At 44.6% G+C, this 20,569-nt stretch carries 15 protein-coding genes; 1 reads left to right on the top strand and 14 read right to left on the bottom strand.

What is annotated here, in order from left to right; genetic code table 11:
* The 12 genes from ACEW8S_RS06075 to ACEW8S_RS06020 form a co-directional block, all read right to left on the bottom strand.
* Positions 1-198, bottom strand: a 198-nt coding sequence (locus ACEW8S_RS06075) for a DUF4242 domain-containing protein (protein ID WP_373517284.1), incomplete at its 3' end; no start/stop codon positions are given.
* A gap of 121 nt (positions 199-319) precedes the next feature.
* The gene (locus tag ACEW8S_RS06070) at positions 320-625 is read right to left on the bottom strand and encodes a transposase (RefSeq protein ID WP_373517283.1); all 306 of its coding nucleotides are present in this window, start codon (positions 623-625) and stop codon (positions 320-322) included.
* Positions 626-727: 102 nt separating this feature from the next.
* A complete protein-coding gene (locus ACEW8S_RS06065) occupies positions 728-1,627 on the bottom strand; it encodes a carbohydrate kinase (protein ID WP_373517282.1) in 900 nt (299 codons plus the stop codon).
* 106 nt (positions 1,628-1,733) lie between these two features.
* The gene (locus tag ACEW8S_RS06060; protein ID WP_373517281.1) at positions 1,734-3,476 is read right to left on the bottom strand and encodes a RagB/SusD family nutrient uptake outer membrane protein; all 1,743 of its coding nucleotides are present in this window, start codon (positions 3,474-3,476) and stop codon (positions 1,734-1,736) included.
* 12 nt (positions 3,477-3,488) lie between these two features.
* On the bottom strand, positions 3,489-6,641 hold the full coding sequence (locus ACEW8S_RS06055; RefSeq protein ID WP_373517280.1) for a SusC/RagA family TonB-linked outer membrane protein: 3,153 nt from the start codon (positions 6,639-6,641) through the stop codon (positions 3,489-3,491).
* 11 nt (positions 6,642-6,652) lie between these two features.
* On the bottom strand, positions 6,653-8,263 hold the full coding sequence (locus ACEW8S_RS06050) for a glycoside hydrolase family 32 protein (protein ID WP_373517279.1): 1,611 nt from the start codon (positions 8,261-8,263) through the stop codon (positions 6,653-6,655).
* A gap of 12 nt (positions 8,264-8,275) precedes the next feature.
* Positions 8,276-9,619: a sugar porter family MFS transporter gene (locus tag ACEW8S_RS06045; RefSeq protein WP_373517278.1), complete on the bottom strand. Its 1,344-nt coding sequence runs from the start codon at positions 9,617-9,619 to the stop codon at positions 8,276-8,278.
* A 246-nt stretch (positions 9,620-9,865) separates the two neighbouring features.
* Positions 9,866-12,616: a substrate-binding domain-containing protein gene (locus ACEW8S_RS06040; protein WP_373517277.1), complete on the bottom strand. Its 2,751-nt coding sequence runs from the start codon at positions 12,614-12,616 to the stop codon at positions 9,866-9,868.
* 179 nt (positions 12,617-12,795) lie between these two features.
* On the bottom strand, positions 12,796-13,044 hold the full coding sequence (locus ACEW8S_RS06035; protein WP_373517276.1) for a hypothetical protein: 249 nt from the start codon (positions 13,042-13,044) through the stop codon (positions 12,796-12,798).
* 123 nt (positions 13,045-13,167) lie between these two features.
* Positions 13,168-13,659, bottom strand: a complete 492-nt coding sequence (locus ACEW8S_RS06030; protein WP_373517285.1) for a serine hydrolase domain-containing protein — start codon at positions 13,657-13,659, stop codon at positions 13,168-13,170.
* Positions 13,660-13,745: 86 nt separating this feature from the next.
* Complete coding sequence (locus ACEW8S_RS06025) at positions 13,746-14,048, bottom strand: YdeI family protein (protein ID WP_373517275.1); 303 nt, start codon at positions 14,046-14,048, stop codon at positions 13,746-13,748.
* 30 nt (positions 14,049-14,078) lie between these two features.
* Complete coding sequence (locus tag ACEW8S_RS06020) at positions 14,079-14,327, bottom strand: YdeI family protein (protein WP_373517274.1); 249 nt, start codon at positions 14,325-14,327, stop codon at positions 14,079-14,081.
* A 123-nt stretch (positions 14,328-14,450) separates the two neighbouring features.
* Between ACEW8S_RS06020 and ACEW8S_RS06015 the strand changes: the two genes are divergently transcribed.
* Positions 14,451-17,858: a ThuA domain-containing protein gene (locus tag ACEW8S_RS06015; protein ID WP_373517273.1), complete on the top strand. Its 3,408-nt coding sequence runs from the start codon at positions 14,451-14,453 to the stop codon at positions 17,856-17,858.
* Positions 17,859-17,861: 3 nt separating this feature from the next.
* Here the strand turns inward: ACEW8S_RS06015 and ACEW8S_RS06010 are convergent, their stop codons facing one another.
* Positions 17,862-19,469, bottom strand: a complete 1,608-nt coding sequence (locus tag ACEW8S_RS06010) for a M1 family metallopeptidase (RefSeq protein WP_373517272.1) — start codon at positions 19,467-19,469, stop codon at positions 17,862-17,864.
* Positions 19,470-19,512: 43 nt separating this feature from the next.
* A partial coding sequence (locus tag ACEW8S_RS06005) for a M28 family peptidase (RefSeq protein WP_373517271.1) occupies positions 19,513-20,569 on the bottom strand: 1,057 nt, incomplete at its 5' end.

The raw sequence follows: 20,569 nt of genomic DNA, 5'->3' as shown, positions 1-20,569 counted from the left end.
GTTGTGCATCGTCTGTATCGCTTCCTTGTTGGGGGCTTCGACCAAACAAAAAGCGGTCTTTCTTTTATCATCGAACCAATAGGTAAGCCCCCTACAGTCATATTTATGCTGGATCTTTAGATCTTCGTGGTGCAATTGTGCTACTATTTCTGCGGTCACTTCTTCTGAAACGTCGTGGCGATCCATATAGATTGGCATAGCTTGGGAATTACAGGATTGGTCGGGCAACGAATTTAATCAAAAAAAGTCACTTTTCTCCTTTGTACGCCCCCTCTGTAGGATCTTTACGGATTTATCAAATTTTTTTTGAGCACCTTCGTTAGCGCGGAACCAAAATAGACATGCTTTCGTCTATCTTTTTCTCGGTAACAATCAGTGTGCAGTGTTCCACCAGTTTCCGGTCGGAGGTAATGTTCTCGAGGTATCCCGTGATCAACAGCTTGAAAAAGACCACGGGGTCGATCGAAGGGTTGCCGGTCTTGCCATAGAGTTCCTTGATGTCCCTATAAAGAAAACTCAGATCAAGCGTTTCGCGGAGCCTTCTGTAAAGATTTTCCTTTGGGATCCGATCCGATAACCGAAAGCCGGGGAACAATTTTTCGGTATAGTTCTTTCTTCCTTGCATACCTTTAAGTTACGGATTTCCGCGCATTGGTAAAAGCAAAAATTGACATTTATCGGAGTTCTGCAACAGCCACGGCCGTTTTATGGGACCTATACACTTCTATTAAGGGTTCATATATTTGGCAATCTTTGGTTCGGTCAAAATGGGATTCGCACCTTCGCTACCTGCAACCAAAGCGCCAACTGCACAACCAAAGTTGATTGCTTCTTGCGGGCCAGCTCCGTTGAAAAGTTTATAAATAACCGAGGCCAGGAAAGAATCCCCGGAACCAACTGTGTCCAGGACTTTAATTCGATAACCGCTGTTGTAAAAAAAGTTGCCTTCGCTGTATAAAACAGCCCCGTAGGCACCTTTGGTTACACAAATGGTATCCGTGCCGGTTTCTTTGGCCATAAAAGCAATGGTTTGTTCCATAGAATTATATTTGGAACCTAAATAATCGGCAATCTCATAAAGTTCATCATCGTTGAACTTGATAAAATTCGCTTCACCCATCAAATCAGTGAGGCGTTCAATAGTATAGTGCGGAATCCTAAGATTTACGTCAAAGACCTTATATCTGGCAAACTTCAATAGCGATTTTAGAGTGGATCTACTGACAGCGTCTCGGCAGGCTAGGCTTCCAAATACCAAAACATCCGCATTCTTTACTAAATCTTCATGCGTATTGAGCATGAGAATTTTATCCCAAGCTACGGGATACAGAATATCGTAGGATGCAAAACCTTTATCGTTAAGGACTACATTTACTTTTCCTGTCGGATATTCCTGTTGAACTAATATACCGCTAGCATCCACGCCCTCTTTTCTAAGATATTGAGTAATTTTCTTACCATTAGCGTCCGCACCAACGCTGCTTATCATTGAAACATCCGCACCAAGCGATTTCAATCTGGAACAGACATTGAGTAGAGCACCTCCAATTTTAGAATAGGTCGGGAAATTATCGAAGAGAACTTCCCCGAAACAGACGGCCTGGATTTTATGTTTCAGTTTTTTCATTTCAATTCTAGTGATTTTTTATTTTTTACTGAATAAAAAGCACGGGAAACAACCCCCGTGCTTTTCAAAACTAACTCAACCTAATCTAGTTTTCACTGGATTTTCGTCAATATCCGGGATTCTGAACATAAACACCTCCCGTAAAATCTATTTCGCGTTGCGGTATGGGGTAATATTCATCCCTCCCTGCAGTAAATTGTGCGTTTGCCAAAAAATCCTTTTTAGTTTTCTCCTCGGCTAAATAAGCGTTGAGAACCTCTTCGGCCTCGCCCCACCGTACGAGGTCAAAGAATCGTGGCCCTTCCATGCCGAATTCCAATCTTCGCTCGAATTTTAGGGCTTTTAAAGCGAACTCCTTATCGGGAAAAGTCGCATAGGTTCCTACGTTATAGATATCGGTCGCCCCGGCATCCAAAGGGCGTTGGGTGCTTGCAGCGGCACGTTCCCGTAATTGGTTGACAAGGGGCAGCGCCTCGTCCCATCGGTCCAATTGGATCAAAGCCTCGGCCTTGAACAAGAGCACGTCGGCATATCTTATAAAATCTATGTTTTTAGAGGTTCCTACAAATGGGCCTTCCTTTACATAGCAGGAACAATCCGGTGCCTGTTGCTCTTTCATATTTCCAAAATAACCATAGACCCCGGGGTCTCTCGCCCAGCTAAAATTATATACCATATCGCCTGCTTCATTTACTGTATTTCTATATTTGAACGGTCTTCCGGGTAATCCTACTGTATGATCGATTCTCGGATCGACCGTAAGGCCCGTGGCAGGTGTCGAAGTCCCATCGGTTTCCACGGTATTAAAAATATCCTCATCATTGAAGGTGTCGAGTAACGGCAGTCCACTGGCATTGGTCTTAAAGGCATTGACCATATTTTGGCTTGCCAAATGAAAGCCACAACAGCCATATAATCCTGTTCCATGCGGGGAATTAAGACCCGTAACAAAACTGACCCGGCTTACCACGGTACCATCATTGATCGAAAATTGGGCCGCCCATAACGATTCGGGACCGTTGTCGAAACCATCCAAAAAGTTATTCCCGTAATCGGGTTCCAAACTGCCCGTGACTTCATCGGCAAAATCGATGACCTCTTGCAAACGTGCCGGGTCGATACCTGTAACCTCATGCGTTTCATTTTGTTGGTATGCTTGGTACAACCGTAGTTTGGCCAAATAGGCCGCAGCAGCGTTTCGATCCGCCCTGCCCGGTTGGTCTTGTGATTGCGGAAGGTTGTTGAACGCGAACAGAAAGTCCTCCGCAATGGTATTCCATAACTCATCGTTGGGAACGTCGTTGGATATTTGCGCAATTTCCTCCTGGGCCAGCCCCTCGGTGACATAAGGAATCTTTTTAAACAAAAGTTTTAGCATAAAATGGGAATGTGCCCTAAGAAATCGAAGTTCGGCCTGCCGCAAGGTCTTATCGGCATATTCCGCATCCGGTATATCGTTGATTACCGATAGGGCAAAGTTGGCCCTTGAAATCGCTTTATAGTAATCGGTCCAGGTACGAGGCCCCATCCAATCGGTCTGGTCAGCCACCGTTAAATTGTACTGTTCATAAAAATCCACGATATCGACATCAGTTCTACCGCCTCCACCCTTGTAGGCGTCATCGGAACGTACACTACCGTATACCCACATATGGGTCAAAGGCCCGATCATTTCGTCGTTGGCGATTCCCGCGTAAGCGGCTACGACCAAGGCTTCCGCATTTTCCGCGGTCGCCACGTTTTCGTTGGATAAGACGCCTTCCGGTTCGTATTCCAAAAAGTCCTTTTCACAGGAGACTGCTAGCAACGAGGCCAGCATTCCCAATATATATATTCTATAATTTTTCATCTGAATAGTTGTTTAAAAGTTCATGTTAAGTCCCAATGAAAGCACCGTAGGCACCGGAATCCGATTTACATCGGTACGTTCGGGATCGGACCCTAAATAATCCTTTGGCGTAATCCAAAACAGGTTTTCGCCCTGTAAATAGATTCTGAACTGGGTCATTGCACCGAGTTTATTGACGATATTCTCTGGCAGGGAATAGCCCAATTGCATATTCCTGATCTTGAAATAAGAATTGTTCCTGAACAGATAATCCGATGTACGTTGATCGTTAAAAGCCAATGATAATGATGGAATGTCGGTATCCGTATTGATTGGTGTCCATGAATCAAGAACGCCCAGACCGGCGTTTTCCCGTCCTTGTACAAAATTGTTCCAAAAGATATAGGGGTCTTGGCCTATCCGACCGGAAACTCCCGAACCGAATACCGAAAAGTCGAAGTTCTTATATCCCAAGTCTATGCGCACTCCATATTCCAAATCCGGTAATATGGTACCTATAAAATCCCTATCATCGGAATCGACAATATTGTCCCCGTTCAAATCCTGAAATTTAAGACTGCCAGGCCTTGCCCCTACTTGGTCAGGGGAACTCTCTATATCCGCTTGGCTCTGAAAAAGTCCATCGGTCCTATAACCGAAAATGGAAAACTGGGACCTGCCTACAATGGAATTTTCGGCAGTTCCCGGAAATGCCGCCCTAACTTCTTCCGGAAGTTCGGTAATCTTGTCCTTGAACGCTCCGAAATTCGTTGAAATTCCGAAATTGAATCCACTATCGAACGTTCTGGAATAGGCCAATGACAATTCCCATCCCTTGTTTTCGATTGTCGCGCCGTTCAATACCCGTTGTTGGCCTTCGCCGATTACGGAAGCAATAGGGGGCGTGGTCAAGATATCACTGGTCTCCCTAGTAAAGTAATCGAAGGATCCTGCAATGGTATTGTTGAACAGCCCAAAATCAAGGCCGATATTCAACTCTTTGGTAGTTTCCCATTTTAACCCGGAATTGGCCGCCTGAACGGAAACAAAACCGGAAGGCAAAGTACCCCCATTGGTGCCATTGAGGTCATAGGCGGTACCTACATTGTAGTAAATATTGAAAAAATCCGGGACAAATTGGTCTTGGTTGGGTCCATATCTGGATTCATACAATCCAAAACGAGCCAGGTCACCGATCGATTGGTTACCTACTTCACCGTAGCCCGCCCTGAGTTTTAGGTTTGAAACTATTTCACTCTCCCTAAGAAATTCCTCTGCACTGATTCTCCATCCCAGGGTGGCCGCAGGAAAAACACCATATCTGTTTTCCGTTCCAAATCGCGAGGAGCCGTCCCGACGTATGGTGAACGATGCGAGGTATTTATCGGCAAAGGCATAATTCAGTTTTCCGAACTGTGACAAAAGCCTACTTCCGGTAGAGGTACCCGTAGAGGTTCTTGACCCACTGGCCGCCCCCAGCACAAAATAAGATTCGGTCTCTACTGCGAAACCGTCGGCCGAGGCAAAAACCGCATCAAAATCGTTCTTGACCGACTCCGCTCCCAAAAGAACCCCAAAACGGTGATCGCCCAGTTCTAGATTATAGTTCAAGGTATTGGTAAATACTACACTGGTGAATTTATTGGAATCCAAAATAAGCCGATTGTTGGTTCTGGTCACGAAACCGTTATCGACCGTAGGCTCTATATCCTTTCTCTTAAAGTCATTGAAATCAAGACCGACACTGGTGCGGAAGACCAGATTTTCGAGTATCTGCCATTCGGCGTAGACATTTCCAAAGATGGAGGTCCTTTCCGTATTGTCCCATCGGTTCAAATATTGCATCAATACCGGATTGTTACGATCCGAATATCCCCCCCCCAATGGTCCGCCGTAGTTCCCATTGTTATCAAAAAGCGGAATGGTCGGAGCTAGACTAATCGCAAGTGAGGGTATAGGGGAACTGCCTACATCCTGTGATGCCAAGGTTTCGTCGGAGGTGGAGAACTGCGTGTTGACCCCGATGCTGATCTTATCATCAAAAAGATTGAAGTTCGAATTCAATTTGGCGGTATAGCGCTCATAACCCGTATATTTAAGGATACCGGTGTTTTTGAGATAGCCTAAATTTATCAGGTGAAAAGATTTGTCGGAGCCCCCCGATACCGATATTTCGTTATTGTATACATACCCTGCTTCATAGGTTTCGTCCTGCCAATCGGTATCTCCGGCAGGCACATCGGTATTACCGCCCACAAAGGGTTGAACGGTAACGCTATTAAGTACGGGGTTGTCAAAATCGCCGTTCCAGTCAAAATTATAGATCTCTCCATAACCCCCGGTCGGATCGGCACCGTCGTTTACGGATGCCTGCCATAATACCTCGCCCCGCTGTGCGGCATTGAGCATATCATAGCGTTGTTTTTTTTCCGACTGTACCGAAATATTGGAATTGATGGAAATACTGAATTTTTCGCCTTCAAAGGCCTTTGCCCTGTTTTTGGTCGTAACGATAATAACCCCGTTTCCCGCCCGTGCGCCGTATATGGATGAGGCGGATGCATCTTTCAGCACCTGTACGGATTCTATCGCACTTGGGTTAAGGCTGGAGAACACTTCGGGTCGAACCGTTGGCACCCCATCTATAACGTATAATGGGCTGTTGTCGCCCAAAGTAGTGGCGCCGCGTATCAAAATTCGGCTACTTGTTCCCGTAGGATCGCCGGATTTCTCAACAAAAAGTCCGGGTACCCTGCCTTGCATGGCCTGCATGGCATTACCGGAACTCAGGCTCTGCCCTTCAACAGGTGCCAAGTCAACAACGGTTATCGCCCCGGTCAAATCGGCTTTTTTCTCGACGGCGTACCCGGTCAATACGACCTCGTCCAACTGTTGTGCATCGGCCTGTAAGGCAACATTGATGTTCGATTGCCCTTCGACGGGAACCTCTTGTGATGTAAAACCGATGTAACTAAAGGCCAACGTAGCATCGGGTGCCACGTCATTAAGTGTGTAGTTCCCATCGAAGTCGGTCGTGGCACCGGTCGTTGTGCCCTTGACGACGACAGATGCACCGGGCAAGGGCATACCGTCATCGGTGGAAGTAACCGTACCGGTTACCTGCCCTTGCGCCAGCAAGCCTAAAGGAGCCAAGGTCAGCAGAAAAAATAAAAGTTTCATTTTCATAATAGTTGAGTTTAGTTAAATTTTAATTCATGTATTTCAATGTGCCCAAGTGTAAGCTTACCGGTATCCGATTCGATCGATAAGGTCTCGAAAGGGGAGTTCGGAAAGAATATTTCGGTCATTGCGTTAAGCCCATCGTCATAGAACAGTTCTATGGATGTTTTATCCAAGAGAATCCTTCCCGATAAGCTAGTCGTATCGGAAATTCGTGGGGCGATGGAAATTTTATCGGCAAAATTTTCGGAGAACCCTATTTTTCCCGATTTTGTTCGATCGATATAAAAGTTTTTGTCGTCACTGTTATATCCAAAAGAGAGTTCATCTCCGTCCTTATTGGATAGCTTAAAGCCGAAACCACCATCCCCGATATCCGTAATATCGAAGATTATCTCGGCTCGGGACAGATCGATGGTTTTTGAATCGACGAGTTTCGTTTCTCCGTTGACCGCGATACCGTCCTTTTTGTATTTTTTGCTTCGATAGCCGTTAATTTCTTCCGTAGGTTTTGAGACCAATCGATAGGTACCCTCCGATTCTATAAGACGGAGTTCGCGGGGCACCGTCATGGCGCTACGCCATGTTTCCGTAGGTACTTCGTTGGCATATTGCCAGTTGGACATCCAGCCTATAAACAGCTTTGCTCCATCGGAAGTCGTTACATTGGACCAAGTGACGCCTGCATAATTATCCTTTCCGAAATCGACCCAAAAATCATGTCTCTTTTGCATTTCTCCTTTGAAATTCTCATCAATTACGAAGTTTTTTCCGTCGAAATCCCCGATAAAATATTGGGTGGCACTGCCCCCGTTGGGGCCACCGGGATTAATACTGACCAAATGCACCCATTTGGTCTCATCGCTACCCTGTACTTTTAGCGGAAACAGGTCCGGACATTCCCAAACACCATTGTGATTGCCGATTCCCTCGCCAAAAGTGGAGAGCAGCTTCCAATCCCTTAGGTTTGGAGAGCTATAAAAATAGGTCTCCTGACCAGCGGCCAAAACCATATTCCATTGTTTATGCTCATCGTCCCAAGCAACTTTGGGATCCCTGAAATCACGTGCACCGGGATTTTTTATGACCGGATTAGCCTCGTATTTCGTCCATGTAAGACCTTCGTCCAAAGAATAGGCGATGCCCTGTGTCTCCACATCGGTTTTCTTTGCTTCCGCTTTTTTCGGGTCGTGATAGGTAAATATGGCAATGATAGGCGGTGCACCATTTTTGCCGAAGCCAGAAGTATTGTCATGATCGACCACGGCACTGCCCGAAAAGATATACCCCAATTCATCGGGATACAAAGCTATGGGCTGTTCCTTCCAAGTCACCATATCGGTACTGGTCGCATGGCCCCAATGCATGGGTCCCCAGACGTTATCATCGGGGTAATGTTGATAATAAAGATGGTAGTAATTATTGTAATAGAACATACCATTGGGGTCGTTCATCCATCCTTTTTTAGGGGTGAAATGGAAGTTGGGGCGGTACAGTTCTTCCTCCGACATGGATCCTTGTTCCCTATGGATTGAATCCGCAACATCTTTCTTCTTATCGGCATTCTTACATCCAAGAATTCCCATAAATAGTAATGCGGTCGTTAATTTCAGTAGTGTGTTTCTCATAGAATTTTTGTTTTAACTGTTTTCCTTGATTTTGACCCTATCAGGCCTGGCCAATGATTTGCTCAATGCTTCCAGGGACACCCCTTTGGTTTCCGGCATCACAAAAGCCACGAACAGCAACTGCAATACCATCATAAAGGCAAAAAATGAAAATACGATTCCGGGACCAATGGTGGTAAAGAGTATGGGAATCAAAGAAGGTACCACGGCGGCCAATATCCAATGGACCGAACTTCCGAAACTTTGTCCGTAGCCCCTCAAATGATTGGGGAATATTTCCGAGATAAATACCCATATCACGGTGCCTTGGCCAATGGCATGGGCAGCAATAAATAGGAAAAGGAACACCGCAACGGACATTCCTTCCCAATTGAAGAAAAAGGCGCAGGCCACCAATGATAATGAAATGATGTACCCCACAGATCCTATGTACATCAATTTTTTTCTACCCATACGGTCTATCAAGAATATCCCGAGAAGGGTAAAAAGCATATTGGTCACACCGATACCTATACTGCTCAAAAGTGCCGTACTTGCGCCTAGGCCGGCTTCTTCCAAAATTCTGGGAGCGTAGTACAAAAATGCATTTATGCCGGAAAGCTGATTAAAAAAAGCAATGCAAAAGGCAAGTATCAACGGGAATCGGTATTTCTTCATAAAAATGTTTTCGCCGGACACCGTATTTTCATTTTCTGTCTTAATTTCCAACATCAGTTGCTCCGCATCTTGACCGGGATTGATCACCGCCAGTACGTTCCGGGCTTCATCTACCTTTAATTTGGACAATAACCATCTAGGGCTTTTTGGTATCGTCAAAGCGAAAACGGTATAAATGGCCGCTGGAATAGCCTCAACGCCAAGCATCCATCGCCATGCGTTTTCACCTATGTTGTTCAAGAGGTAATTGGAGAAAAAAGCGATAAGAATACCGAACACAATATTGAACTGGTACAGGCCTACCAATTTGCCCCGGTCCTTTGCCGGGGCGATTTCGGATATGTAGGCAGGTGCGGCAATTGTAGATGCTCCAACCCCTAGGCCACCAATAAAACGGAAAATGGCAAAAGTTATAGGGTCATTTGCAAAAGCCGACCCCAAGGCCGAAATAGTATATAGAACCCCGATCCATATCAGGGTTTTCTTTCGGCCGAGTTTATTTGTAGGGATACCTCCAAGAATCGCTCCGACCACAGTACCCCAAAGGGCCATCCCAATAACTACGACCCCGTGAAATACATCGGAAGAGTCCCACAGGACCTGGAGTTTTTTGTCGGCACCGGAAATGACTACGGTATCAAATCCGAAAAGGAATCCTGCCAACGCAGCCGTAATAGACCAAACCCATATTTTTTTCATATCCGTAGATCTCTATTGTGATGGTAAATATATTCACAAAATGAAGCAGGATATTTTAACGATGTTACAATCTGTTATGATTTAGTTAAGAAGTCATCAATGAACGGCTAACTAATTTAAAATCATAATTTTAAACAAAAAAATTAACAGAAGTTATGGAAGCAGGAGTACACTGAGGTTACCCATTCATTCAAAATTGATACTAGAAACGGACGGAAAGTGGCAGTTTATCGAAAATAGTATGAATTATATCGATTTCCTATAGGAGTTAGGGGAGGCTCCGTACTTATTTTTAAAGGTCGTGGAAAAATAATTCGGGGAAGAAAAACCGTTGGCATAAGCAATTTCCGAAATGGTCAGGGAGGTATTTTCAAGCATTGACCTGGCTTTCTCCAATCGGATATTGCCGATATAATCGCTAATGCTAAGTCCCATAATGGCCTTGACCTTTCTGTATAATTGAACTCTTGAAATATTGAGGTTTTCGGCCAGGTTTTCTACCGAAAATTCCGAATTTCCCAAATTGTCCGCGATCAATCCGTTCAGTTGATTTATAAATCGCTGTTCGATATTTCCAAAAGAATCGGTATGCTCTATTTTGTGGAGGTTGCTGGCATAGTAAAACCGAAGCTTTTCCCTGTTGTATAGTAAAGATTTGATCGACTGTATGAGGATGGAATAGCTAAAGGGTTTGGTAAGATACAGGTCCGCCCCCGAGTCAAGGCCTTTTAAATAGGATTCCTTATCGCCCATCGCGGTAAGGATTATCGTGGGAATATGCGAGGTCCTCAAATCCTTTTTTAGGATTTCACAGATTTCAAAACCATTTTTATCGGGAAGTGCTATATCGCAAATAATCACATCCGGGATGACCTCAAAAGCTTTTTCGATGGCATCCGTACCGTCGGAGAGATGGATATCATACTCCAATTTCAATTTGTTCTTTAAAAAGAGTGACAAATCCCGGTTATCTTCAATAATCAGGATTGAATATTTTTCTTTGCCCTTATCGGGTGCCTGTACCAGATAATTCTCATCGACCAAATATTCCGATGTAAAATCGATAACATAGGTATCGACCAGATCTTGATCGGTAATGATTTCGTTCTCATCAAAATGTGCTTGGCCTTTGTAAAGGGTTATAATAAACTCGGTACCATGAAAAGATCTGACTTCGATAGACCCCTTATGCATTTCAACGAATTCCTTACTTAAATGCAGCCCGATGCCCGAGCTGTTTTTTCTATTGTTGGATCCCTTAAAAAATGGTTGAAAGACACTATTCAATTCTTTTTCGGGAACACCGATACCTGAATCCTTAAACTGTATCGAAACCTTATTTTTATCCGTATCGTCCTTAATATTAACTTCAATTTTACCATTGTCAGGCGTAAATTTAAAGGCGTTGGAGAGGAGGTTGAAATACACCTTGTCCATCAAATTTCTATCCATAAAAAGATCCAATTGTTCATTGTTGGAAAGTAGCTTGAACGAAATATTCCTTTTCTTGGCCTCGCGCTCAAAATCTTTAAAGATATTTTTGGAAAAGATGAATAGATTCGTTTTGGTTACCCGTAGGGTAAATTTGCGATCCTCGACTTTTCTAAAATCCAATAGTTGATTGATGAGCCTTAGCAAACGGTTCGAATTGTTGTAGATCAACTCCACTTCGTTCATAAGTTTCGAACCTTTTTCCTTGGCCACATCGCTGACCGATTCAATGGAACTCAATATTAGCGTGATCGGGGTCTTGAACTCATGGGAGAGCCCCGTAAAGAAATTCAATTTTGCCTCGTTGCTCACTTTTACCTCTTCGGCAATTTTTTCAATATGATTTCGCTGGACCGTAATCTTTTTGTTCGTAAGTACCAACTGCCTATTCTTTTTTCTGATGGCAAAAATCGAATAGACACTATAGACGGCCAAACTTAGAATTATAGCCAGTAAAGCCATGGTAACTTTCAACAGGTTATTTTGGGCATAGTACAATTCTTGTTGGCGCTTGATAGCTTCGAGCTGATCTTCGATTTCGGCCTGTTGCTCGTTTAGCTTAGCGAACTGGTTGTACATGATATCCGCGTTCAAGTCGTTGATTATTGTTGTGGAAAGGATATTATTTTTAGGAACCGATTTTTTGTTCACAATCTGCAAGGCAAGTTTGATGGCCTCTTCGCCACCCGTGGGATAGAGCACGGTCGCTTTCAATATTCCCTCTTTGACCGCTTGTATGCCTCCGTTCGGACCTGTGAGCCCATCGACCCCTATAAAAGCGATGGATTTTTCCAGGCCAAGATTTTTTGCGACCTCGTAAGCACCAACGGCCATTCTATCATTATGTGCAAAAACGTAGTCTACCTTTACATTTTCCTGTAACAGAATTTTCAGTTTTTCCTGGATCGATTCTTTTTCCCAATCCCCTTCGATGCTTTCCACAATCCTTGCTTGGCCATACTTGTTTATTACCTGATGGAAACCTTGACTTCTTTCTTCCGCTGGGGAGGATCCCGCCAATCCTTTGATCTCGATAATTCTAATGGAATCCTTGGTGTTCGATGCGATGATTTCCTTGGCCGCATTTCGACCTACTTCGATATTATCGGCTCCCAAATAGGCCGTATACGTCTGGTTTTCCGTTTTTCTGTCGACTACCAACACCGGAATGCCGGCATCAAGTGCTTTTTGTACTACCGGTGTAATCGGATCGGATTGGATTGGGGATACAATCAAGACATCAACACTATCGACAATGAGTGCCTCTATTTGTTCAATTTGCCTTTCAACTTCATAATCGGCATCCCGTAGGGTTAAATCGATCTTTGGGTTCAAAGAAGCCTGAAGTCGCATGGCATCGTTCATCGAACGCCGCCAATCGTCATTGGTCATGGCTTGCGCAAAACCAATTCGGACCCTATCTGAAGTTATATTTTTTCGACATGAGAAAAAAACTAACTGCAGGGCTAAAATAAATAGTAAGAAGATGCTATTTCTTAAACTCATAGGTCTTTGGGTGCCTAACGTAAATTTAGTGAAATTTGATTTTAGTAAGCTTAGGTATTAAGAAGTCTGTTTTTGTTAATTAAAATAGATTTTGGAGTTGTGCCGAAAAAAGAACGTTTTACGGGCTATTATTTTAATTATAAAAGTTGTTCCCGTGCAGAATTTATTACAGGTCTTCTCTAATTGGACAGATAAATTTTAGAAATGTTGTCAACCAAATTATGGGTCATCACACCTGACAAATTTACAAGAAGAACAATGGCCAAATCGTCCTTTGGATAAATTGCGAACGCGGCCCGTCCCCCTCCGATCGGCACAACCGCGGTATGTTTTTCTCTTTCGATTACGGGCCAGCCTAGGGCATAGGCGTTCAGAATTCCACCAAATTCACCATAGTTTCCATTTTTTAGTTTTAAGGGTTGCCACATAGTTTTTAAATTCGTCTTGTCCTTTGAATTTACCAGTTTATAAAGCGATAATCCAATTCGCTATTTCATGAGCGGAACTGAAAGCACCGCATCCGCCCCTAAGCTTCGTCGGAAACTCTTAGTTTACTTCCAATAGGAGGTCGCCTTCAACATAATCCCCGACTGCTTTGTCAAGATAATAATAAGAGTACGATGGGCTTTTGTTTTCAACAAGGTCAAATGTGTTGCCAAATGTTGTCCTGTCCATTTCTGCAATACAAACTGATTTTTTTCAATGAATTTTTCAAACGCGCTTTCGCCATATTTTTCAATGAGCTTTTGGATTAAAAGATAATTTTCAGCTTTATAATTGAATTCCTCGACCGCTTCAAATCGCAAAGGCATTTTTTGCCCTTTGACCCAAGCGGAGTCCTGACCCTTTCCACCAATTAAATTTTCGCCGTTTGGATCTTCAATGGCAGGAAGTCCTGAAATATGGCTAAGTAATTGTTTTATCGTGATTTTGTCCCAATTTTCAGGAAGCCCTTCCAAGTGCTTTGAAATGGGGTCATTAATTTTGAATTTCGTTTTTTCCACTAATTGCATGACGGCCGCGGAAGAAAAAACCTCAGCTATTGCGCACTAGCATTTTTTCAACCACTTCATATTGATGCTAATTCCGCTAAAATCAAAATACAGATTTCAAACCTTCCATTTGCTCCTTATCGACCACCAACATTGCGATACTTAATATTCGCATCACAAAGTCTGACAATCTCCGAAATTCTTTTTTGTCGGGTCTCCTCACGTTTGGCCTGGTTGAGCCAATACAGGTAGCCTTTTCTTTGACCTCCTGTAAATTCCTTATAATTTTCAAAAGCCTTCGGATTTTTGTCAAAGGCCTTTTTTAGATCTTCGGGCACTATGCCGTTCTCCACCTCGTCCAGTGACGTCCAGGAGCCGTTTTGTTTGGAAAGTTCTATGGCTTTTCGCCCGCTTTTATGCATCAGACCCTTCGAAATCAATTTTTTGATATACTCCTTATTGATTTTGCTTCAGACGCTTTTCGGTTTTCTGGGACAAAAATATTGTCGGCGTTTGCCATTGCCCAGACTTTTGACCGTGCTATCTATCCATCCATAACAAATAGCTACTTTCACCGCTTCCTCCCAACGCATACTATCGTTTTCGTGTTCGATTTTGTAGAAAATCAGATAAATGCCTTTTTCTTGGGCATGGTTTGCGTGTAGCCATTCGCGCCATTCGCTATCGTTTTTGAAATAATGTTCTTCAAATTTTTGCATAGTTTTTTGGAGTTCCCCTCATTTTCCTTAAAAATAATACTTTCCGGCAAATCACTTTGGGGGATTCGATGGCTAATGATTACCTTTAAAGGCTGTAGGAAATCCAAAATAAATAAAAAATACATGAAAAAGATTGCCTTTCTAATGCTAGTTGTATTCTGTCTGATGTTTTCCGGTTGCGGTAACGAAAGGGATGGTAAACCCAAGGTTTTGGTCTTCTCCAAGACCATGGGCTTTAAACACGCCTCGATACCTACCGGAATTGCCGCCATTCAAAAGTTGGGCAACGAAAACGGATTCGAGGTCGATACCACCAAAAATGCGGAGCTCTTCGACGAAGAAAATCTAAAACAATATTCTGCCGTGGTTTTTCTAAGCACTACTATGAACGTGCTGGATGCCAAGCAAGAGGCCACGTTCGAGCGCTACATTCAATCGGGTGGGGGATATGCCGGTATTCACGCTGCGGCGGATACGGAGTACGATTGGGGCTGGTACACCAAATTGGTCGGGGCGCAGTTTAAGAGCCATCCGAAAGGTACGCCGGAAGCGGATTTTATCATTACGGACAAAAACTTTATCGCAACGAAGTTCTTTACCGATTCCATTTGGCACAGGGCCGACGAAATTTACAACTACAAGAAAATCAATCCCGATGTAAACGTCATCATGACAGTGGACGAATCTTCGTACGAAGGTGGTACCAACGGTGATTACCATCCTTTTTCTTGGTACCACGAATATGATGGCGGACGTGCTTTTTATACGGGAGCTGGACATACCGACGAGAGCTACTCCGACGGGCAATTCCTAAAACACATTTTGGGCGGGATCGAATATGCCATTGGCGAAAACGAAAATCTGGATTACAATAAAGCGGTGACCCAAATTCCACCTGATGCGGACCGTTTTTCAAAAAAACAGCTGGTGATGGGAGAGTTTTTCGAACCTACCGAAATGACGGTACTCCCGAATAACGACGTATTGATAGCCCAACGGCGAGGCGAGATTATGCTATATGAAGATGCTACCCAAGAATTGAAACAAGTGGGTGCTCTTGATGTCTATTTTAAGACCTTGAACACGCCCGGTGTCAATGCCGAGGAAGGTTTAATGGGACTGCAAAAAGATCCGAACTATGCTGATAACCACTGGGTGTATCTCTATTATGCCCCTTCCGGGGATGAGTGGGTGAACCGGCTATCACGTTTTAAATTCAAGGATGGCATTTTTGACAAGACTTCCGAGCAGGTTATTTTGGATGTGGAGTCCCAGCGCGAAATCTGCTGCCATACCGGTGGCTCGATAGCTTTCGGTCCTGATAATCTGCTCTATTTGTCCACCGGCGACAACTCCACGCCTTTTGATGAAAAGGGGGTGAAATATGTAAGTAACGGTTATGCGCCCTTGAACGATATTCCCGGGCACGGGCAATACGATGCGCGCCGTTCATCGGGCAACACCAATGACCTACGAGGAAAAATCATTCGGATTAAGGTTAATGAAGACGGTAGCTACGATATACCCGAAGGCAATCTTTTTGCCAAGGGTACAGAAAAGACACGGCCTGAAATCTATACCATGGGGCACCGTAACCCGTATCGGATATCGGTTGATTCCAAAAAGGGCTATGTGTATTGGGGTGAAGTCGGGCCCGATGCCCGTGATGATGCCTTGAATAACCGAGGCCCACGTGGCTATGACGAAATGAACCAGGCAAGGGAAGCTGGTAATTTCGGCTGGCCCATGTTTATTGGGGATAACAAGCCCTACGTCGACTACGATTATGAAAGCGGGGAAAGTGGCAGGACTTTTGATCCCAAAAAACCGATCAACGATTCGAAAAACAATTCGGGACTACAGGATTTACCACCGGCACAACCCGCGTACGCATTTTATCCGTACGGGGAAACTTCTGAATTTCCACAATTAGGGTCTGGTGGACGAAACGCCATGGCGGGCCCTACCTATTATTCCGACCAATACCCGAACGGAGGTGGACTCCCCGAATATTATGATGGTAAAGTCATTATTTACGATTGGATGCGCGGTTGGATGATGGCGGTCACGCTATTCGATGACGGAACTTTCAATAAAATGGAGCCTTTCGCTTCCGATATCGCCCTGAACAGCTTGATCGATATGGAAATGGGTCCCGATGGCCGGATCTATCTTTTGGAATATGGTAGTGGATGGTTTACAAAAAATGAAAATTCCGCGTTGAGCTATATCGAATATAATGGCGGAAATCGTCCCCCACTGATCGATGATATGATCGTAGACAAAACCTCGGGTAAACTGCCATTGTTGGTAAACGCAAAGGTCGAAGCGAAAGATCGTGAAGACGATGCCCTGACCTACGTTTGGGACCTCGGTAACGGGGAGACCCAAGAAACTAAAGATCCCGAAATATCATATACCTATACCGATGCGGGGGATTATAAAATTTTCGTAACCGTGAAAGATGAAAAGGGTGAGGCGGTGCAGAGTGAAATCGTTCCGGTAGTCGCAGGTAATTCAAGACCTGAAGTGGCTATCGATTTGAACGGGGGAAACTCTTCTTTCTTCTTAAAGGGCGTGCCGATCAACTATTCGGTAAGGGCCACAGATGCTGATGGCACTGCAATCGACCCGGCCAACCTGTTCGTTTCCGTCGATTACCTTGAAAGTTATGACCAACAGAACCAATCTTTGGGGCATCAACAGGTGTCCGCTGCGGTTACGGGCAAGGCCTTGACCCAGGGTATGGATTGCAAGACCTGTCATAAAGAGGCGGAAGCCTCCATCGGGCCAAATTATATGGATGTTGCCCTGAAGTATGCTGGCGAATCGGATGCCAAGAATTACCTGCAGAAAAGGATAGTCTCCGGTGGGGGAGGCGTTTGGGGCGAAGTGGTCATGCCTGCACATCCCAATGTAACGCAGGACGAGACCCGTCAAATTGTCGAATACATCATGGCTTTGGCAGACACTTCAGCAAGAGAAAAGTCCTTGCCCGCTTCGGGCACCATCGAACCCAGTCCAGAACAGGGTGATAATGTACTGGTGCTGACCGCAAGTTATACCGATAATGGGGCGACCGGCACTATTCCCTTGACCGGAGTCAAATCTGTGGCTTTGCAAGGGAGTACGGTTACCTTTTCGGATAAAACAAAAGCGGATGGTTTTACGGCTAAGCAATTCAACGGTCAGAATCTGTTGATGGTGCCCAACGAACAGGGATGGTTTGCACTGGAAAATGTCGATCTCAAGGGCGTCGATTTGGCCACCTTGACCGCAGGATGGCAAGAAGCCCCCAAAACCGGATTAGATTTCGAGATGCATTTGAATGCCCCCGACGGCGAACTTTTGGGTAAAGGTAGTATGCCCAAACCGGCAGCCGGTCAATCTGGGGGTATGATTGCTATTGAACTTAAAAAGGATACGGATGTAAAAGCGGATGAAATTTATTTTGTCTATAAACCTAAAGCAGGTGAAGATAGGGGTAGTGCTCCCGTAACATTGACCAATGTACGGTTTGGGGCGAAATGATTATTAACCCTTAATTTCCACATAAAAGTTACGATTGACCTTCAATGTAGTAAGGTCCCCGTCGATTTTATCGGTTTTCCATTTTTCGGAAGGGGTAATCCAATGCACTTCCCCATCAACACTTATTTTAAGGGGCATTTTAAAATCCTTTACGACATCCTTATAGCGATATTGAAAAGAATTATCATCCACTTTATATTCGAAAAGCGGGATTTTCGGCGTCCTTAGATATTGGTCGAAAACCTTGGATAGATCAATACCGGATTTTTTGGAAATATAACCCTCAATTTGGTCGGTGGTCACGGTCTGGTGGTAGAATTCTTTGTTCAGCCCGCGTAAGATCTGTCGCCATTTTTCATCGTCATCCACCAATTGCCGGATGGTATGCAGCATATTGGCACCCTTATAATACATGTCTTTTGAACCTTCTTGGTTTACGCCATAAGCTCCGATAATCGGTTTGTCGTTGACTATGTTGGCGCGGGTTCCGATAACATAGTCCGCCGAGGCCTCCTTGCCATAGTAATAATCTAAAAATAGATTCTCCGAATAGGCCGTGAACGCCTCGTGGATCCACATATCGGCAACATCCTTATACGTGATATTATTGGCAAACCATTCGTGGCCGGACTCATGGATGATGATAAAATCGAATTTAAGTCCCCAACCAGTACCTGAAAGATCTTTGCCTAAATAGCCGTTTTGGTAGTTGTTGCCATAGGTAACGGAACTTTGGTGCTCCATGCCCAGATAAGGGGCTTCCACTAACTTGTAGCTATCCTCATAAAAAGGATAGGGCCCGAACCAATGTTCAAAAGCTTTCATCATTTTCGGGGCATCCTGAAACTGTTTTTTGGCTTTTTTCAAATTGTCGCGAAGCACATAATAGTCCATCTCGAGCTCTCCTTTTTCACCGGGATATTTTTCCCCGAAATGCACATAATCGCCAATGTTGATGTTCACGCCGTAATTGTTGATTGGGTTTGATACGAACCAATGGTAGGTATTGGTGTCCTCATACACTTTGCGAAGCCGGCCGTTCGACACGTCCATCAAGCCTTTCGGGGCTTTAATTCGGATGAGCATACTATCGACCTCGTCGTACATATGATCTTTGTTAGGCCACCAGACACTGGCGCCCAGCCCTTGGTTCGAAGTGGCTACAAAATGGTCACCGTTCTCATCTTTGGCCCATGAAAAACCACCGTCCCAAGGTGCACGTACGGCTTCTTTGGGGTGACCGGAATAGTGGACAATAATTTCGTTGAAATCACCTTTTTTCTGAGGTTTTTGCAATTGCACGAAATGGGCGTTACCATTATCATCTACTTTTAGTTCTTTACCCTCTTGGATTACCTTTTCAATTTTTAGCGGAGTCTGCAGATCGACCTGAAGTATTTGCTTAGGTTTCAATACCTCATAACGGATGGTATTTTGTCCGGAAATAAATTTTTGGTCGGGGTCGACATCGACGTAGAGGTCGTAATAATTGAGATCCCACCATTCACGCTCGGGGGTGATGCTGCCGCGGAGGGTGTCTTGTTCGGTGAAGTTTTGACCAAAAGCTGCGTACGACAATGAAATTAATAGAATAGAAAGGGTCTTTTGCATAATTGATATGTTTTTAAACTTGGTAAACACCTTACAGGCCATATCACCGCATAATCCCATTCGGAAATACAACTACACTCTCAAACCCGTTTTTCCCCACAGCAGCCACGCCAAAGAAAAAATTGTCGATAACGATTCCATCCAAAGTAAATTCGGTAACATCACCCACATACCGGCTATGGTCCCAAGTAGGGGAGGTGGTATCGCGCCAATAGATTCTATAACCTGTCGCACCGTCGACTTTGCTCCATTGTAATTTCACCGAGGGTTCTACGATACCGCCGATCTTAACCGATTCGGGCGCGGGCGGAGCCCAGGCGATGGAAGCCAAATTGATGGCGTTCACGGCGGTCAGTTTACGGGCATATTCGAAATTTACATGTTCTAGCTTATCGCCATATTCGATACCGTCTTCCGTTCGGATATCCTGATGTTGTTGGGTATAGTTCTCGTGCGCTTCCATAATTCGGATTCCGGCAAAACCAGCATCGTTGAAGGGGCGATGGTGTCCCCCACGGCCAAAGCGATCCAGTCGGTATATCATCAAGGGATTCATTTCGGGCATATAGGTTTCAGTGGTTTTATGGATATACCGGGCCAGTTGCCGGGAGATTCCGTCGACTTCGCCCCCATAAAAGCGTCTTGCCTTTCTTTCTTCTTCCGTTTCGGTGGGAGGGACCGGTTCGGAGAATATCCTAAAATCGGTATTGCTAACGATACCGTCGACACCTTTGATGTTGCCGATCATATCATTATTTAGGATACCGATGATTTCCCAGCCTTTTTCCTTGGCATGGGCGGCCAACCCCTTTCCGCCATATAGGCCCTGTTCTTCCCCTGATAATCCAACGAAAATAATACTGTTCTCGAAGTCGTATTTTGATAGTACCCTAGCCGCTTCCAAGGTACCGGCCATTCCACTGGCGTTGTCGTTCGCACCAGGGGAATCGGAAGTAGCGTTGTTGGGGTCACTGACCCGGGAATCGATATCCCCGCTCATCAAAATATAGCGGTTCGGGTATGTAGTGCCTCGTTTGATGGCCAGTACGTTGACGACCTCGACATCCTTAAAAATTCGGTCATTATCGCCTTTTTTCACG

Origin of the sequence: Pricia sp., from assembly GCF_041745955.1 — a bacterium.
Taxonomy (GTDB): domain Bacteria; phylum Bacteroidota; class Bacteroidia; order Flavobacteriales; family Flavobacteriaceae; genus Pricia.
Note: the sequence above shows the minus strand (reverse complement) of the source record. Positions and strands in the feature narration are given on the sequence as shown.

Bases quoted from the DNA above. Each gene is read 5' to 3' on its own strand.
- ACEW8S_RS06040 (WP_373517277.1), bottom strand. From the start codon at position 12,616: ATGAGTTTAAGAAATAGCATCTTCTTACTATTTATTTTAGCCCTGCAG.
- ACEW8S_RS06020 (WP_373517274.1), bottom strand. From the start codon at position 14,327: ATGCAAAAATTTGAAGAACATTATTTCAAAAACGATAGCGAATGGCGC.
- ACEW8S_RS06035 (WP_373517276.1), bottom strand. From the start codon at position 13,044: ATGTGGCAACCCTTAAAACTAAAAAATGGAAACTATGGTGAATTTGGT.
- ACEW8S_RS06055 (WP_373517280.1), bottom strand. From the start codon at position 6,641: ATGAAAATGAAACTTTTATTTTTTCTGCTGACCTTGGCTCCTTTAGGC.
- ACEW8S_RS06015 (WP_373517273.1), top strand. From the start codon at position 14,451: ATGAAAAAGATTGCCTTTCTAATGCTAGTTGTATTCTGTCTGATGTTT.
- ACEW8S_RS06045 (WP_373517278.1), bottom strand. From the start codon at position 9,619: ATGAAAAAAATATGGGTTTGGTCTATTACGGCTGCGTTGGCAGGATTC.
- ACEW8S_RS06060 (WP_373517281.1), bottom strand. From the start codon at position 3,476: ATGAAAAATTATAGAATATATATATTGGGAATGCTGGCCTCGTTGCTA.
- ACEW8S_RS06065 (WP_373517282.1), bottom strand. From the start codon at position 1,627: ATGAAAAAACTGAAACATAAAATCCAGGCCGTCTGTTTCGGGGAAGTT.
- ACEW8S_RS06050 (WP_373517279.1), bottom strand. From the start codon at position 8,263: ATGAGAAACACACTACTGAAATTAACGACCGCATTACTATTTATGGGA.
- ACEW8S_RS06010 (WP_373517272.1), bottom strand. From the start codon at position 19,469: ATGCAAAAGACCCTTTCTATTCTATTAATTTCATTGTCGTACGCAGCT.
- ACEW8S_RS06070 (WP_373517283.1), bottom strand. From the start codon at position 625: ATGCAAGGAAGAAAGAACTATACCGAAAAATTGTTCCCCGGCTTTCGG.